General features: G+C 68.6%; 13 protein-coding genes and 1 tRNA gene. 5 read left to right on the plus strand and 9 right to left on the minus strand.

Going from position 1 to position 14,523, the window contains the following annotated elements; all coding sequences use genetic code 11:
• Positions 1 to 96: 96 nt before the first annotated feature.
• The 5 genes from AB0J12_RS17370 to AB0J12_RS17390 form a co-directional block, all read right to left on the minus strand.
• Positions 97 to 543, minus strand: a complete 447-nt coding sequence (locus AB0J12_RS17370) for a helix-turn-helix domain-containing protein (RefSeq protein ID WP_103779400.1) — start codon at positions 541 to 543, stop codon at positions 97 to 99.
• A 5-nt stretch (positions 544 to 548) separates the two neighbouring features.
• Positions 549 to 1,718: a molecular chaperone DnaJ gene (gene dnaJ / locus AB0J12_RS17375; protein WP_363265154.1), complete on the minus strand. Its 1,170-nt coding sequence runs from the start codon at positions 1,716 to 1,718 to the stop codon at positions 549 to 551.
• 45 nt (positions 1,719 to 1,763) lie between these two features.
• Complete coding sequence (grpE, locus tag AB0J12_RS17380; RefSeq protein WP_363265155.1) at positions 1,764 to 2,417, minus strand: nucleotide exchange factor GrpE; 654 nt, start codon at positions 2,415 to 2,417, stop codon at positions 1,764 to 1,766.
• Positions 2,417 to 4,261: a molecular chaperone DnaK gene (gene dnaK, locus AB0J12_RS17385; protein ID WP_363265156.1), complete on the minus strand. Its 1,845-nt coding sequence runs from the start codon at positions 4,259 to 4,261 to the stop codon at positions 2,417 to 2,419. The genes grpE and dnaK overlap by 1 nt, the downstream gene beginning before the upstream one ends.
• 93 nt (positions 4,262 to 4,354) lie before the next feature.
• A complete protein-coding gene (locus AB0J12_RS17390; protein ID WP_363265157.1) occupies positions 4,355 to 5,500 on the minus strand; it encodes an MraY family glycosyltransferase in 1,146 nt (381 codons plus the stop codon).
• 234 nt (positions 5,501 to 5,734) lie between these two features.
• On the opposite strand from AB0J12_RS17390, the gene AB0J12_RS17395 reads away from it, so the two are divergent.
• Positions 5,735 to 8,017 carry a (Fe-S)-binding protein gene (locus tag AB0J12_RS17395; RefSeq protein WP_363265158.1) on the plus strand — a complete coding sequence of 761 codons (2,283 nt, stop codon included), beginning with the start codon at positions 5,735 to 5,737 and terminating at the stop codon, positions 8,015 to 8,017.
• 92 nt (positions 8,018 to 8,109) lie between these two features.
• Here the strand turns inward: AB0J12_RS17395 and AB0J12_RS17400 are convergent, their stop codons facing one another.
• The gene (locus tag AB0J12_RS17400; RefSeq protein ID WP_363265159.1) at positions 8,110 to 8,433 is read right to left on the minus strand and encodes an antibiotic biosynthesis monooxygenase; all 324 of its coding nucleotides are present in this window, start codon (positions 8,431 to 8,433) and stop codon (positions 8,110 to 8,112) included.
• A gap of 283 nt (positions 8,434 to 8,716) precedes the next feature.
• On the opposite strand from AB0J12_RS17400, the gene AB0J12_RS17405 reads away from it, so the two are divergent.
• From AB0J12_RS17405 to AB0J12_RS17415, 3 genes are all read left to right on the plus strand, one after another.
• Positions 8,717 to 9,709 carry a YIP1 family protein gene (locus tag AB0J12_RS17405; RefSeq protein ID WP_363265160.1) on the plus strand — a complete coding sequence of 331 codons (993 nt, stop codon included), beginning with the start codon at positions 8,717 to 8,719 and terminating at the stop codon, positions 9,707 to 9,709.
• 196 nt (positions 9,710 to 9,905) lie between these two features.
• On the plus strand, positions 9,906 to 10,571 hold the full coding sequence (locus AB0J12_RS17410; RefSeq protein ID WP_363265161.1) for a recombinase family protein: 666 nt from the start codon (positions 9,906 to 9,908) through the stop codon (positions 10,569 to 10,571).
• Complete coding sequence (locus AB0J12_RS17415) at positions 10,511 to 11,332, plus strand: recombinase family protein (protein WP_363265162.1); 822 nt, start codon at positions 10,511 to 10,513, stop codon at positions 11,330 to 11,332. Before AB0J12_RS17410 ends, AB0J12_RS17415 begins: the two co-directional genes overlap by 61 nt.
• A 390-nt stretch (positions 11,333 to 11,722) precedes the next feature.
• Here the strand turns inward: AB0J12_RS17415 and AB0J12_RS17420 are convergent, their stop codons facing one another.
• The 3 genes from AB0J12_RS17420 to dcd all read right to left on the minus strand — a co-directional run bounded on the left by AB0J12_RS17420 (position 11,723) and on the right by dcd (position 13,728).
• The gene (locus tag AB0J12_RS17420) at positions 11,723 to 12,217 is read right to left on the minus strand and encodes a hypothetical protein (protein ID WP_363265163.1); all 495 of its coding nucleotides are present in this window, start codon (positions 12,215 to 12,217) and stop codon (positions 11,723 to 11,725) included.
• Positions 12,218 to 12,634: 417 nt separating this feature from the next.
• Positions 12,635 to 13,144: a phosphoribosyltransferase gene (locus AB0J12_RS17425; protein ID WP_363265164.1), complete on the minus strand. Its 510-nt coding sequence runs from the start codon at positions 13,142 to 13,144 to the stop codon at positions 12,635 to 12,637.
• An 8-nt stretch (positions 13,145 to 13,152) separates the two neighbouring features.
• Complete coding sequence (gene dcd, locus AB0J12_RS17430; protein WP_363265165.1) at positions 13,153 to 13,728, minus strand: dCTP deaminase; 576 nt, start codon at positions 13,726 to 13,728, stop codon at positions 13,153 to 13,155.
• A gap of 527 nt (positions 13,729 to 14,255) precedes the next feature.
• On the opposite strand from dcd, the gene AB0J12_RS17435 reads away from it, so the two are divergent.
• Positions 14,256 to 14,329, plus strand: a tRNA-Gly gene (locus tag AB0J12_RS17435).
• Positions 14,330 to 14,523: the final 194 nt, after the last annotated feature.

Below are 14,523 nucleotides of genomic sequence, written 5' to 3' on the forward strand. Positions count from 1 at the left end.
CCAGTTCGCCGCGGCGTCGTCGATGGCCGACCCGGACGAAGAGGAGGTCGCCCTCGGTGACGCGGACGTGCTGGGCGGTCTCTGTGCGCGCGCCCGCTAGTCCTTGGCCTTCTTCGGCCGCCACACCACCAGCGCGCTGGTCTGCTGGACCTCCTGGTACGGGACCAGGTCGCGGCGGTAGGAGGCGTGGACGGCGGCCTCGCGCTGCTGCATCGCCGCCGCCGCGCCCTCCAGGGCCGCCTGCAGCTCCGCGACACGGGACTGCAACGCGGCGACCTGGTTCTCCAGTTCGATGATGCGCTTGATGCCGGCCAGGTTGATGCCCTCGTCCTGCGACAACTGCTGCACCTGGCGGAGCAGTTCGATGTCGCGGGCCGAGTAACGCCGCCCGCGGCCCGCGGTGCGGTCCGGGGAGACCAGGCCCAGGCGGTCGTACTGACGCAGCGTCTGCGGGTGGAGGCCGGAGAGCTGGGCCGCCACCGAGATGACGTAGACCGGGGTGTCCTCCGTCAGTTCATACGGATTACGTCGACGGCCGTCCATCCCACTCAAGCTCCCTTCGCGGCCTCGAACAGCTCCGCCCGCGGATCCTGGTCCGCGGTCGCCTCGCGATACGCCTCGAGCGCGTCACGAGCCTTCCCCGACAGGTCCTTGGGAACACTCACCTCCACGGTGACCAGCAGGTCACCGCGAGTGCCGTCCTTGCGGACCGCGCCCTTGCCGCGGGCGCGCATCGTGCGGCCGTTGGGCGTGCCGGGCGGCAGCTTCAGCGTGACCGGCGGGCCGCCCAGGGTCGGCACCCTGACCTCCCCGCCGAGCGCCGCCTCCGTGAACGTCACCGGCACGGTCACCGTGAGGTTGTCGTCCTTGCGGCCGAACACCGGGTGGGCGTCGACGTGCACGACGACATAGAGGTCGCCGGCCGGTCCGCCGCGCTCGCCCGGCGCACCCTTGCCGCGCAGCCGGATCCGCTGCCCGTCCGAGACGCCGGCCGGGATGCGGACCTGCATGGTGCGGGAGGACTTCGCCCGGCCGCTGCCGTGGCAGACCTCGCAGGGGTGCTCCGCGATCAGGCCCCGGCCCTTGCAGTCCGGGCAGGGGTCCGTCAGGGAGAAGCCGCCACCGGAGCCGCGCGCCACCTGCCCCGTGCCGACGCAGGTCGGGCACACGCGCGGCGTGCCGTTCTTGTCGCCGGTGCCGGAGCAGGCCTTGCACGGCGCCTGGGAGGACATCCGCAGCGGAACCGTGGCGCCCTCGATGGCCTCCGTGAAGCTGAGCGTGACCTCGGACTCGATGTCCTGGCCGCGCCGGGGCTGGGTCCGCGTCCCCGCGGCACCGCCCCGGTTGAACAGGCCCCCGAAGACGTCACCGATTCCTCCGCCGAAGCTGCCTCCGCCCTGGGCGCCGCCTCCGAAGAGGTCGCCCAGGTCGAAGTTGAAGGAGCCGCCGCCCGCACCCGGCCCCGGCCTGAAGCCGCCGTTGCCGAACAGGGTGCGGGCCTCGTCGTACTCCTTGCGCTTCTTGGGGTCGCCGAGCACGTCGTTCGCCTCGGAGATCTCCTTGAAGCGTTCCTCGGCCTTGGCGTTGCCCTTGTTGGCGTCCGGGTGGAACTCGCGGGCGAGCTTCCGGTACGCCTTCTTGATCTCGGCCTCGGTGGCGTCCTTGGGGACGCCGAGGACCTTGTAGTAGTCCTTCTCGATGAAGTCCTTGGTGCTCATCCCCGACGTACCCCCTTTCCGATGATCCCCTGGTTGCTTGCGACGTCAGCCCTCGTCCGGGCCACCGCTCTCCTTGTCGTCGGCCGCCTTGTCCTCGGCGCCCTCCGCCTTCGTGCCCTGCGCGCCGGGCTGCGGCTCGGCGACGGCCACCCGCGCGGGGCGGATGGTGCGCTCGCCGATGCGGTACCCCGGCTGCAGGATCGCCACGCAGGTCGTCTCGGTGACGTCCGGCGCGTAGGAGTGCATCAGGGCCTCGTGGATCGTCGGGTCGAAGGGCTCGCCCTCCTTGCCGAACTGCTGCAGGCCCAGCTTCGCCACGACGGTCTCCAGCGACTCGGCGACCGACTTGAAGCCGCCGACCAGCTCACCGTGCTCCCGCGCGCGCCCGATGTCGTCGAGCACGGGCAGCAGCTCGGTCAGGAGATTCGCGTTGGCGAGCTCCTTGACCGCGGCGCGGTCCCGCTCGACCCGGCGGCGGTAGTTCTGGAACTCGGCCTGGAGGCGCTGGAGGTCCGCCGTGCGCTCGTCGAGCGCCTTGCGCGCCTGATCCAGCTGGGCGACCAGGCCCGCGTTCTCGTTCCCGTCCCCGGCCGGGGCCGCCGCCTCCTCGGAGGAGGCGGCCTTCGGCTCGGCGTCGTCAGGGGTGGCGCCGGAGGGGACGTCGGGCTTCTCTTCAAAGCCCGGGGTCTCCTCCGTCATTACGCGGCACCGTCCTTGCGCTCGTCGTCCACGATCTCGGCGTCCACGACGTCGTCGTCGGCCTTGGGCTGCTCACCGGCACCGGCAGCACCGCCGGCGGCCTGGGCGCCCTGGGCGTCGGCGTACAGCGCCTGGCCCAGCTTCTGCGAGACGGCCGCGACCTTCTCCGTGGCGGAGCGGATCTCGGCGGTGTCCTCGCCCTTGAGCTTCTCCTTCAGCTCCGCGACCGCTTCCTCGACCTCGGTCTTGACCTCGCCGGGGACCTTGTCCTCGTTGTCCTTGAGGAACTTCTCCGTCTGGTAGACCAGCTGCTCGCCCTGGTTGCGGGCCTCGGCGGCCTCGCGGCGCTTGTGGTCCTCCTCCGCGTAGCGCTCGGCCTCCTCACGCATGCGGTCGACCTCGTCCTTCGGCAGCGAGGAGCCGCCGGTGACGGTCATCTTCTGCTCCTTGCCGGTGCCGAGGTCCTTCGCCGTGACGTGCATGATGCCGTTGGCGTCGATGTCGAAGGAGACCTCGATCTGCGGGACGCCGCGCGGCGCGGGCGGCAGACCGGTCAGCTCGAACATGCCGAGCTTCTTGTTGTACGCCGCGATCTCGCGCTCGCCCTGGTAGACCTGGATCTGCACGGACGGCTGGTTGTCCTCGGCCGTCGTGAAGATCTCCGAGCGCTTGGTCGGGATCGTGGTGTTGCGCTCGATGAGCTTGGTCATGATGCCGCCCTTGGTCTCGATACCGAGGGACAGCGGGGTGACGTCCAGCAGCAGGACGTCCTTGACCTCACCCTTGAGCACACCGGCCTGGAGCGAGGCGCCGATGGCGACGACCTCGTCCGGGTTCACACCCTTGTTGGCCTCCTTGCCGCCGGTCAGCTCCTTGACGAGCTCGGCGACGGCGGGCATACGGGTCGAGCCACCGACGAGAACGACGTGGTCGATCTCGTTGATGGAGATGCCGGCGTCCTTGATGACGTTGTGGAACGGCGTCTTGCAGCGCTCCAGCAGGTCGGCCGTCAGCTGCTGGAACTGGGCGCGGGTGAGCTTCTCGTCCAGGTGCAGCGGGCCCTCGGCGGACGCGGTGATGTAGGGCAGGTTGATCGAGGTCTCGGTGGACGAGGACAGCTCGATCTTGGCCTTCTCGGCGGCCTCACGCAGGCGCTGCAGGGCCATCTTGTCCTTGGACAGGTCCACGCCGTGGCCGGACTGGAACTGCTTGACCAGGTAGTCGACGACGCGCTGGTCCCAGTCGTCACCACCGAGGTGGTTGTCACCGTTGGTGGCCTTCACCTCGACGACGCCGTCGCCGATCTCCAGCAGGGACACGTCGAAGGTGCCGCCGCCGAGGTCGAAGACGAGGATCGTCTGGTCGTCCTTGTCGAGGCCGTACGCCAGCGCGGCGGCGGTCGGCTCGTTGACGATGCGCAGGACGTTCAGACCGGCGATCTCACCGGCCTCCTTCGTCGCCTGACGCTCGGAGTCGTTGAAGTAGGCCGGGACGGTGATGACCGCGTCGGTCACCTTCTCGCCCAGGTAGGCCTCGGCGTCCCGCTTCAGCTTCTGCAGGATGAAGGCGGAGATCTGCTGCGGGTTGAACGGCTTCCCGTCCAGCTCGATCTTCCAGTCGGTGCCCATGTGACGCTTGACCGAACGGATCGTCCGGTCCACGTTGGTGACGGCCTGGCGCTTGGCCACCTCGCCGACCAGCACCTCGCCGTTCTTGGCGAAGGCGACGACGGACGGCGTGGTCCTGGCGCCCTCGGCGTTGGTGATGACGGTGGGCTCGCCGCCCTCGAGGACCGAGACCACCGAGTTCGTCGTGCCCAGGTCGATGCCGACCGCACGTGCCATTGCAATTCCTCCAACTGACTTGAGTGGAACAGGCTCAAGTGTGCATGAGGCTCACGGCTCGGTCAACAGACCTGAGTCACCCGGACTCAACTCTTATCCGTTCCTTACACGCAATGGCGCTCTGACCTGCGACGACGGCGGTCGGCGCGGTGGCTGCACCCGGGAAGAAGTCGGTCGCGCACTCGCCGGGACGGACTGCCGGGGCGCCCGCGCCATCGTCTGGGCCCCCTGCCGCGACCCCGGTCCCTGCCCAGGCCCCTGCCGGCGCGGCACCCGGTACACCGGCACCCGCAGCAGCGCGAGAACGACGATCAGCGCACCGCCCGCCACCCACAGCGCGGCACTCGGACGGGCCCACCCGGCGTGCACCAGCACTCCCACGAGTACCCCGGCACCCGCGGCCACGCCCAGCAGTACGGCCGTGCCCTGCGCGGTCAGTCCGAGCCGCCGCAGCCGGTGGCCGACATGGTCGGGACCGCCGCGCGCCAGCGGCCGTCCGGCAAGCCGCCGCGAGAGGGCGACGAGGACGACGTCGGCGGCGCCGAGGGCGACAAGCGGCCCGAGGACGGCGGCGGTGCCGGTCAGGTCGTAGCCCGACCGGGTGACCACGGCCGCCGAGGCCAGCACGAAGCCGGTGAACAGCGAGCCGCAGGAGCCGAGCCCGATGCGGGCGGCCGGCCAGCCGTGCATGAGGAAGCCGGTCAGCGCGGCGGCGAGCACGCTCAGCAGCACCGCGAGCCCGTCCATCACCTCCGCCGCGGCGCACGCCGCCACTCCGAAGGCGGTGAGCACCCCCACGGTCCCGGCGACACCGTCGGTGTGGTCCAGCGAGCGGAAGGCGAGGGAGGCGAAGGCGATGAAGACGACGCCCAGCATCCCGCCGAGTACGCCCGTCTCGTCGTACGGCACGACACAGGCCGCCGCCACGGCCGTACCCAGCAGCAGGAACCGGGTCCGCAGCCGCCACACGTCCGCGGCGAGACCCAGCGCGGCGAGCACGCCGCCCGCGATGAGCAGCCGGTCGTTGCCGTCCCCGAGCGGCGCGAGCCGGGTCCAGTTGCCGGCGGCGGCGACCAGGCAGGTGGCGAGCACCATGGCCGCGCCGCCGAGCAGCGGCACCGGTCGCGCGCGTCGGCGCCGGTCGACGAGCCCCATGCGCAGGGCAGGCGTGTGGAGCGCTCCCGCCAGCAGGGCGGTGAGCAGCAGGGCGGCGGTGGCAGCGGAGATCCCGTAGAGCACGGATATAAGTTAGAGGTGAATGTACGGATTTGGTACGAATAACACGTTCAGATTGCGGTCGACTTCCCCGAGGCCCCGCGTTTCTTGTGATCCTTTAAGGCAAGCCTCAGCGACACAGATCACCGAACGGCTGGCTACATTGCATCGGAAGATAGGGGTAGTCTCAGACGAACTGAATAAGTTACCGCTTAGTAATCTCCCTCGATTCACCCCTCGCAGGCCCGAGGAGCCCCCATGCAACTCGCCGCGATCATCGTGTCGCTGGCCCTGACCGTGGTCGGCGTCGCCCTGCTCGCCCGCGCCATCGGCCAGTTCGTCCGGTACTTCAAGCTGGGCCAACCGGTCCCGGCGGGCAGCCGGACCGACAACCCCTACGCGCGCAGCGTGACCCTGGTGCGGGAGTTCCTCGGCCACACGCGCATGAACCGCTGGGGGATCATCGGCATCGCCCACTGGTTCGTGGCCATCGGCTTCCTGACGCTGCCGCCCACGATCATCAACGCCTACGGCCAGCTGTTCCAGGCCGACTGGACGCTGCCGGTCCTCGGCGGCTTCCTGCCGTACGAGATGTACATCGAGTTCATCGGCGCGATGACCACGCTCGGCATCGCGACGCTGATCGTCATCCGCCTGCTCAGCCTGCCCTCACGGCCCGGCCGCAAGTCCCGCTTCGCCGGCTCGAAGATGGGCCAGGCGTACTTCGTCGAGTACGTCATCCTCATCATCGGCCTCGCGATCTACGTGCTGCGCGCCCTCGAGGGCGCCCTGCATCACGTGGACCACTACGAGGCCGGCTACTTCGCCTCGTACCCGGTGATCCTGGCACTGAAGGGCCTGAGCGTCCCCACGCTCCAGAACCTGGTCTACCTGTTCGCCATGATCAAGCTGGGCACGACCATGATCTGGATGATCACGGTCAGCCTGAACACCAACATGGGTGTGGCCTGGCACCGCTTCCTGGCGTTCCCGAACATCTGGTTCAAGCGCAACGCCACCGGTGAGACCGCGCTCGGCGCGCTGCAGCCGATGACCAGCGGCGGCAAGCCGATCAACTTCGAGGACCCGGGCGAGGACGACGTCTTCGGCGTCTCCCAGGTCGAGCAGTTCTCCTGGAAGGGCCTGCTGGACTTCTCCACCTGCACCGAGTGCGGCCGCTGCCAGTCGCAGTGCCCCGCCTGGAACACCGGCAAGCCGCTCTCCCCGAAGCTGCTGATCATGTCGCTGCGGGACCACGCCCACGCCAAGGCGCCGTACCTGCTCGCAGGCGGCGGCAAGACGATGGAGGGCGAGGAGAAGGCGTCCGAGGAGCAGCTGAAGGACGTCCCGGCGTCCGCGCTGGCCGAGGCCGAGCGCCCGCTCATCGGCACCGCCGAGGAGAACGGCGTCATCGACCCGGACGTGCTGTGGTCCTGCACCACCTGCGGCGCCTGCGTCGAGCAGTGCCCGGTGGACATCGAGCACGTCGACCACATCGTCGACATGCGCCGCTACCAGGTGATGATCGAGTCCGCGTTCCCGTCCGAGGCGGGCACGATGCTCAAGAACCTGGAGAAGAAGGGCAACCCCTGGGGCCTGGCGAAGAAGCAGCGCCTGGAGTGGACCAAGGAGGTCGACTTCGAGGTCCCGGTCGTCGGCAAGGACATCGAGGACCTCACCGAGGTCGAGTACCTGTACTGGGTCGGCTGCGCCGGCGCCCTCGAGGACCGCGCCAAGAAGACCACCAAGGCCTTCGCCGAGCTGCTGCACATGGCGGGCGTGAAGTTCGCGATCATGGGCGGCGACGAGAAGTGCACCGGTGACTCCGCCCGCCGCCTGGGCAACGAGCCCCTGTTCCAGGAGCTCGGCATGGAGAACGTGATGGCCCTGAACACGGCGTTCGGCGAGGAGCTGGACGACGAGGGCAAGGTCGTCGCGGAGTCCGCGAAGCCCAAGTCGGCGAAGAAGATCGTCGCCACCTGCCCGCACTGCCTCAACACGCTCGGCAACGAGTACCCGCAGCTCGGCGGCGACTACGAGGTCATCCACCACACCCAGCTGCTCCAGCACCTGGTGGACGAGGGCAAGCTGATCCCGGTGACCCCGGTCGAGGGCATCATCACCTACCACGACCCGTGCTACCTGGGCCGGCACAACAAGATCTACACGCCGCCGCGCGAGATCATCGCCGCCGTCCCGGGCGTCCGCAACGAGGAGATGCACCGCCACAAGGAGCGCGGCTTCTGCTGCGGCGCCGGCGGCGCGCGGATGTGGATGGAGGAGCGGATCGGCAAGCGCATCAACAACGAGCGCGTCGACGAGGCCCTGTCCGTCAACCCGGACATCGTCTCCACCGCCTGCCCGTTCTGCCTCGTCATGCTGACCGACTCGGTCAACGGCAAGAAGAACGAGGGCAAGGCCAAGGAGTCCATCCAGGTCGTGGACGTCGCCCAGCTGCTCCTCGACTCCGTCAAGACGCCGGTCGACCCGGCGGGCGAGGCCGAGTCCGAGAGCGCGCCGGAGCCGGAGCCGGTGAAGTAACGGCCCCGGGCCCACCGCCCCGCAAAGCCCGACGGCGCCCCCTGACCCGCACAGGCAGGGGGCGCCGTCGTCTGCGCGCAGCGACGTGGCGCCTAGGCGCTCTTGGGGCCGGCCTGCTGCACGACCTCGAAGGACCACAGGGTCGAGCCGGAGGCCGCGGGCTTGGGTCGCTCGCCCTCGGCGCCGCCCTGGTGGGCGGTCTTCATCGGCCCCTCCATCCAGGCCTGGAAGGACGCCTCGTCCCGCCAGCGCGTGTACACCAGGTACTGGTCCGTGCCCTCGACGGGGCGCAGCAGCTCGAACCACTCGAAGCCGTCGGAGTTCTCCACGGCGTGGGCCCGCGAGGCGAACCGCTTCTCCAGGACCTCCCGCTGCTCGGCGGGAACGGTCAGCACATTGATCTTTACGACGCTCATGCAGCCATCCTCGCCCACGGGGCCCGTCGGGGAACGCGTCGGGGCGCTCACGGAGGGGGGCGGGCGTGTACGGGACCTTGAGTCACGGGCGGGAAGGAGAGCTTCCTGCGCGGCCCGTTCACCCGAACGGGCGCCCCGCACTCGGCCGCCGCATCGATCCCCGCCAACCGGCTCGGCGCTCGACGCCGTCGACCTAACGGCGGGGTTGAGTCACCGGCCCCGGATCCGCCCCGGATCCACCCCTGAAAGGACCCCGGAGTCCCCGGCGTTGGTCCCTTAGGGGATGTCACAGCTCGGCCGCAAACCCCCGCCGGGGACACGGCCATGGGCACGTCACTCTGCGGAACCAGGTACGTTCGATGACGTGGCTGGATTCAGGATCGGACGCGGCGGCCGGGACGGCCGTGCCCCGCAATCGCGACCGCAACACCCCCCGTACGGACAGCAGGCGCCGCAGGGACCGTCGTACGGCTACCCGCAGGCGTACCCACCGAGCGGCGCCGGCGGCCCGGCATCGCCGTGGCCGCAGGCCGGCGGGCACCCACCGCAGGGTGAGCCGGAGTACTTCGGCGGCCCGGAAGGCGGCTACGGCCCCGGCCCGGCGGACCCGTACGCGGCGAACCAGCCCGGACACACCCAGGCCTTCTCCGTCGACGAGCAGGTCCAGTACGACGAGGGCTACACGCAGGGCGGCACCTACCAGGCCGGCGCGGCGGCCCCGGCCGGACCGATCGGCCCGCGGCTGCACTGGAAGGCCCTGCTGAAGGGGATCGTGCTGTCCCCGAACCAGACGTTCCTGCGGATGCGGGACTACGCGATGTGGGGCCCCGCCCTCGTCGTGACGTTCCTCTACGGCCTGCTCGCCGTCTTCGGCTTCGACGGCGCCCGCCAGGACACGATCAACGCCACGCTCTCCAACGCCATCCCGATCGTGCTGACCACGGCGGTGGCGATGGTGCTGTCGTCGTTCGTGCTCGGCGCGGTCACCCACACGCTGGCCCGTCAGCTCGGCGGCGACGGGGCGTGGCAGCCCACGGTCGGCCTGTCCATGCTGATCATGGCCCTGACCGACGCGCCGCGTCTGATCGTGGCGATGTTCGCGGGCGGCGACGCGCCGTTCGTGCAGGTCCTGGGCTGGGCGACGTGGGTCGCGTGCGGCGCGCTGCTCACCTTGATGGTGAGCCGCTCGCACGACCTGCCGTGGCCGAAGGCACTGGGCGCGTCGGCGATCCAGCTGATCGCGCTGCTGTCGATCGTGAAGCTGGGCACGTTCTAGTTCCCTGCGTTGCGGTACGGCCGCACGAAAGGCCCCCGGCGGTGAACGCCGGGGGCCTTTGACTTGCGCGCCGGACGACTCAGGCGTCGAGCACCTGACCCACACGCCTCACCACGGGCGGTTCGACACTTTGGCTGACTTGCCTAGATGACGGTAGTAGCCTGAGCCCTGCTTCGGAGGCAGGGGAGGCCCGATCGTGGCACGCAGGGTGGGGATCTACACCCGCATCTCGCGGGACGACGAAGGTGACGCACTGGGTGTCGCCCGGCAGCAGCAGGACTGCGAGCGTCTGGCGGACCTGCGGTCGTGGCAGGCCGTGAAGGTATACGAGGACAACGACGTGTCCGCCTTCAAGCGCAACGTCGTCCGCGACGAGTTCGAGCTGATGTTGAAGGACCTCCGCGCCGGCCTGATCGACGGCATCGTGGCCTACGACCTCGACCGGCTAGCCCGGCAGCCGAGGGACCTGGAACGCCTGATCGAGATCTACGACGAACGCCCGCGGCTGGAGTTCGCCACCGTCACCAATGACGTGAACATCGGTACGCCGGACGGCCGCACCATGGCGCGCATCATGGTCGCCTTCGCCAACAAGTCGTCGCACGACGCGTCGCGCCGCATCAAGCGCAAGCACCTGGAGCTGGCCCAGCAGGGCAAGGACAGCGGGGGGCCGGCACCGTACGGATGGCGGAAGGACGACCGGACCAAGGTCGACCCGCATGCGGCCAAGGCGATCCGCGAGGCACAGCGCGAGATCCTGGCCGCATCGGAACCATCCGCACGAGGTGGCAGGAACAGGGCTTGGGCAACCCGCGCGAGGGGACCAAGCGCATGGCCCACCACCACGTCGAGCACATCCTGACCAACCCCCGCTTGGTCGGGTACCGGACCTACCACGGCGAGATCCTCTACGCCGACGGCGGCCAGCCCGTCATGGGCGAGTGGGAGCCGATCAACACGCTCGAAGAGTGGGAGGCGGTATGTGCGGCGATCGCCGAGCGGAAACAGAAGCACCCGGGGAAGTCGCTCGCCCGTAAGTACCTGCTGTCCGGGATCGCCCGCTGCGGACTGTGCAAGACCAAGATCCGAGGCCAGATCAACCAGCGTTGGACACCGGGATCGAAGGCCGCGCGGTTCACCTATCAGTGCTCCGTGGTGAACGGCGGCTGCGGCAAGGTCGGCCGCACCGGAGAATCCGTTGACCGGCTGATGGCTCAACTCGTATTGGAGGAGCAGCGGGCGCGGGCGTCGGTGACGGGTGTACCTGTTGACCAGCGGTGGACGCAGGAGGCCGAGTTGGAGCAGGTGAACGCGGACATCGCCCAACTGGTCGAGGCCGAGCGGACCAAGCAGATCACCGTGTCCACCCTCTTGCAGCTCTTGCCGGCCAAGGAGCGGGCCCGGGACGAGCTGAAGTTGGAGCGAGCCCGGTTCTACAAGGAGCAGAAGCAGGCGGAGGCGAAGGGCGAGACGGCGAACCTGACGGTCGACGACTTCTTTGGGCTGCCGATCGAGCGTCAGCAAGAGATCGTGCTTCACAGCCTGTCCGCAGTCATCATCCACCCTGCGGGACGTGGCAAGCGCATCTTCGACCCTGCGTTGATCGAGCCAGTCTGGCGGTAGGGAATCAGCGTGCCTACGTCATTGTGACCGACTCACGACAGGGGTGAGCGAACGCGAGCTGGTGCTCACATGGGTGCGGAACCAGCGCTGCCGGCCAAGCCGAACTCTTGCGGAGTTGGCCGACCGCCTGCATGTCGTCTGAGCTGGGCACGCACGGCCACATGGCACCCAGCCAGCGTCGTCGACCCAGGCGAAGCCGAGCAGACGCGGCCCATGGCGTCCAGGTCGTTCGTACATGCGCGCTCCACGTGGACGCCATGGACCACGCCCGCTCCACGGTGTGTGGGTCGACGGCGGACGTGATGGGAGCAGGGGAGGGTGGTGGGTAACGGACGGGATGAAGATGCGGCTCGACGGGCACGCGAGCCAGCCATCGATGACTTCGCCAACTTATGCGCCGGGCTGCGACCAGCGTTTGATGATCTTTGCAGGGGATTGCGGGGCTGGCCAGACCTGGATACGGATCTTCTCAGTCGTTTCGGGGCTCTTGTCAGAGTCGATGTCGGCCTGAGCTGCCCGAGCCAAGTTGCTCCGGGCCACGCGGACGCGATTCCAGCCTGGCGAGACCTGGAACGTAGCCGCATCGGGGCCGTAATCCGTGCAGCCCAGAACCATCAGGCGACCCAACGACACATCGAGGCTGGCCTCAACCACGTGATCGAAATCCGAGGTGTCATCACTCGGCCCCTGAGGCAGCACGACCACAGTGACGGATACGTTGACATTGACAGCCGTGCCGATGCCCAACGCATCCTGGGCAACCGCGAGGTGATCGGCAACGGCCTGGTCCGTCCACGCGTCGCTCAGATCACCGTCCGAATCCGCATCGGACACGTGTATCTGGAAGTAGTCGGCGAAGAGGGTGAGCTCTGTCGTTGTCGTCATGGCGGCACAGTGCCATGCAGCACTGACACTGAGGCTGACCGCCCACATTGAGAACTGCTTTGAAGACCTCCGTGCCCCTTCCGTGCCCGATACGACGGGGAACCACGGGGAACACGGGGCAGTCACAGACGGGAGCACATGACGACGGCCCCCGACCAACTACCAGGTCAAGGGCCGTTCGCGCTGTTCTCAACGCGGAGGCGGTGGGATTTGAACCCACGGTGACTTCACTGCCACGACGTCTTCAAGACCGCCTCTAGGTGCCTCTAGGTGTGAGGCGAAGCCGAACGACGTTCGAACCCGAGGATGTCGTGGAGCCAACGGCCGAAGTAGTGCGCCTCAGCCTCAGGTTACGCAAGGGGCCCCTCGACGCTACGAGGGACCCCTTTTCATCTACGCATGACGTAAAGGCGCAGGTCAGAGTGCTTCCTTGTTCTCCTTAGGGGTCTCGCCCGACCTATGTACCGGAGGCAAGACACTCCACGGGAAGTTGATCCAGTCATCGGTGCGCTTCCAGACGTACTCGCACTTCACGAGGGACTGCGGCTTCTCGTAGATGACGGCGGAGCGGACCTCGGCGACGTGGTCGAGGCAGAAGTCGTGGACGAGCTTGAGCGTCTTGCCGGTGTCGGCGACGTCGTCCGCGATCAGCACCTTCTTGTCGGTGAAGTCGATCGCGTTCGGCACCGGGGCGAGCATGACGGGCATCTCGAGGGTGGTCCCGACGCCGGTGTAGAACTCCACGTTGACCAGGTGGATGTTCTTGCAGTCGAGGGCGTAGGCGAGCCCGCCGGCGACGAACACGCCGCCGCGGGCGATGGAGAGCACGACGTCGGGCTGGTAGCCGTCGTCGGCGATGGTCTGCGCGAGTTCGCGCACGGCCTTGCCGAACAGTTCGTAGGTCAGATTCTCACGCACGTCACTCATGCTCGCGCTCACACCTGCGTCCGATGGAAGTTGATGTACGACCGGGAGGCGGTGGGCCCGCGCTGCCCCTGGTAGCGCGATCCGTACCGCTCGGCTCCGTACGGGAACTCGGCGGGCGAGCTGAGCCGGAACATGCACAGCTGGCCGATCTTCATCCCCGGCCACAGCTTGATCGGCAGGGTGGCGAGGTTGGACAGCTCCAGCGTGACGTGTCCGGAGAAGCCGGGGTCGATGAACCCGGCGGTGGAGTGGGTGACGAGCCCGAGCCGCCCGAGCGAGCTCTTCCCCTCGAGCCGGGAGGCGAGGTCGTCCGGGAGGGAGATCACCTCGTACGTGCTGGCCAGCACGAACTCACCGGGGTGCAGGATGAACGGCTCGTCGCCCTCCGGCTCGACCAGCCGGGTCAGATCCGCCTGCTCGACGGAGGGGTCGATGTGCGGGTACCGGTGGTTCTCGAACACCCGGAAATACCGGTCCAGCCGTACGTCGATGCTCGACGGCTGCACCATGTCGGTGTCGTAGGGATCGATGCGGACCCGCCCGGCATCGATCTCGGCCCGGATGTCCTTGTCTGAGAGAAGCACGTAGCGAGGATACGCAAGGCGTGCGGAGCCCCCCAATCGTGAGGGTCCCGCACGCCGATGATGATCTTTCCCGGGTTCCGCTACCGCTTCTCGACCAGGGTGACCGGCACCACGCTGCGGAGCCGGGCACACCGGGGACACCGGACGAGGCGTCCGGGACCGAGCCGCTCGGCCTGCTGCATCGGGAACGAAGCGGCGGTGAACACGTGCCCATCGGCACAACGGACGAGGGTGCGCTCCATCAAGTCCTGAAGTCCCTTCCCCAAAGAGCCGCGCCGGGCTGGACTGCCCTGACGACGAAGCCACACATTACGGGATGAAAGGGACGCCCCTCCAGGCGGCACTCCGACCTCGCGCAGCCCCTCCGGCACGCCCCCACCGTACGCCCCAACTCCGGTCCCCCGCAGCCGCATACCCCGCCCCCGCGAACACACGCAGGCCCCCGTCCATGAACACCGGGGGCCTGGCATGAGGTACAGTGGGCGGCGGTTCCGACACCACCGGACTCGGGGGCGTCGGCAACTTACGCGGGTGTAGTTTAATGGTAGAACATCAGCTTCCCAAGCTGAGAGCGCGAGTTCGATTCTCGTCACCCGCTCCAGATGGAAACCCCAGGTCATCGGCCTGGGGTTTGTTTGTCGCGTGGTCCGACTCGGAGGCGGCGGGATGTCAACGCATCTCACTGCCCGCTCGCCGTCGAAGGCGCGGTGAGGCGCACGGTGGGCTTCGGTGACATCACTTCTTACCGACTTCCGGCGGCTGCCTCCCGTTGATCGTGCTCACCCGGTCGCCGCC

Origin of the sequence: Streptomyces sp. NPDC049915, from assembly GCF_040656475.1 — a bacterium.
Taxonomy (GTDB): Bacteria; Actinomycetota; Actinomycetes; order Streptomycetales; family Streptomycetaceae; genus Streptomyces.

Coding starts and splice junctions, on each gene's coding strand:
- AB0J12_RS17370 (WP_103779400.1), bottom strand. CDS start 543: ATGGACGGCCGTCGACGTAATCCGTATGAACTGACGGAGGACACCCCG.
- dnaJ (WP_363265154.1), bottom strand. CDS start 1,718: ATGAGCACCAAGGACTTCATCGAGAAGGACTACTACAAGGTCCTCGGC.
- grpE (WP_363265155.1), bottom strand. CDS start 2,417: ATGACGGAGGAGACCCCGGGCTTTGAAGAGAAGCCCGACGTCCCCTCC.
- dnaK (WP_363265156.1), bottom strand. CDS start 4,261: ATGGCACGTGCGGTCGGCATCGACCTGGGCACGACGAACTCGGTGGTC.
- AB0J12_RS17395 (WP_363265158.1), top strand. CDS start 5,735: ATGCAACTCGCCGCGATCATCGTGTCGCTGGCCCTGACCGTGGTCGGC.
- AB0J12_RS17400 (WP_363265159.1), bottom strand. CDS start 8,433: ATGAGCGTCGTAAAGATCAATGTGCTGACCGTTCCCGCCGAGCAGCGG.
- AB0J12_RS17405 (WP_363265160.1), top strand. CDS start 8,717: ATGTCACAGCTCGGCCGCAAACCCCCGCCGGGGACACGGCCATGGGCA.
- AB0J12_RS17420 (WP_363265163.1), bottom strand. CDS start 12,217: ATGACGACAACGACAGAGCTCACCCTCTTCGCCGACTACTTCCAGATA.
- AB0J12_RS17425 (WP_363265164.1), bottom strand. CDS start 13,144: ATGAGTGACGTGCGTGAGAATCTGACCTACGAACTGTTCGGCAAGGCC.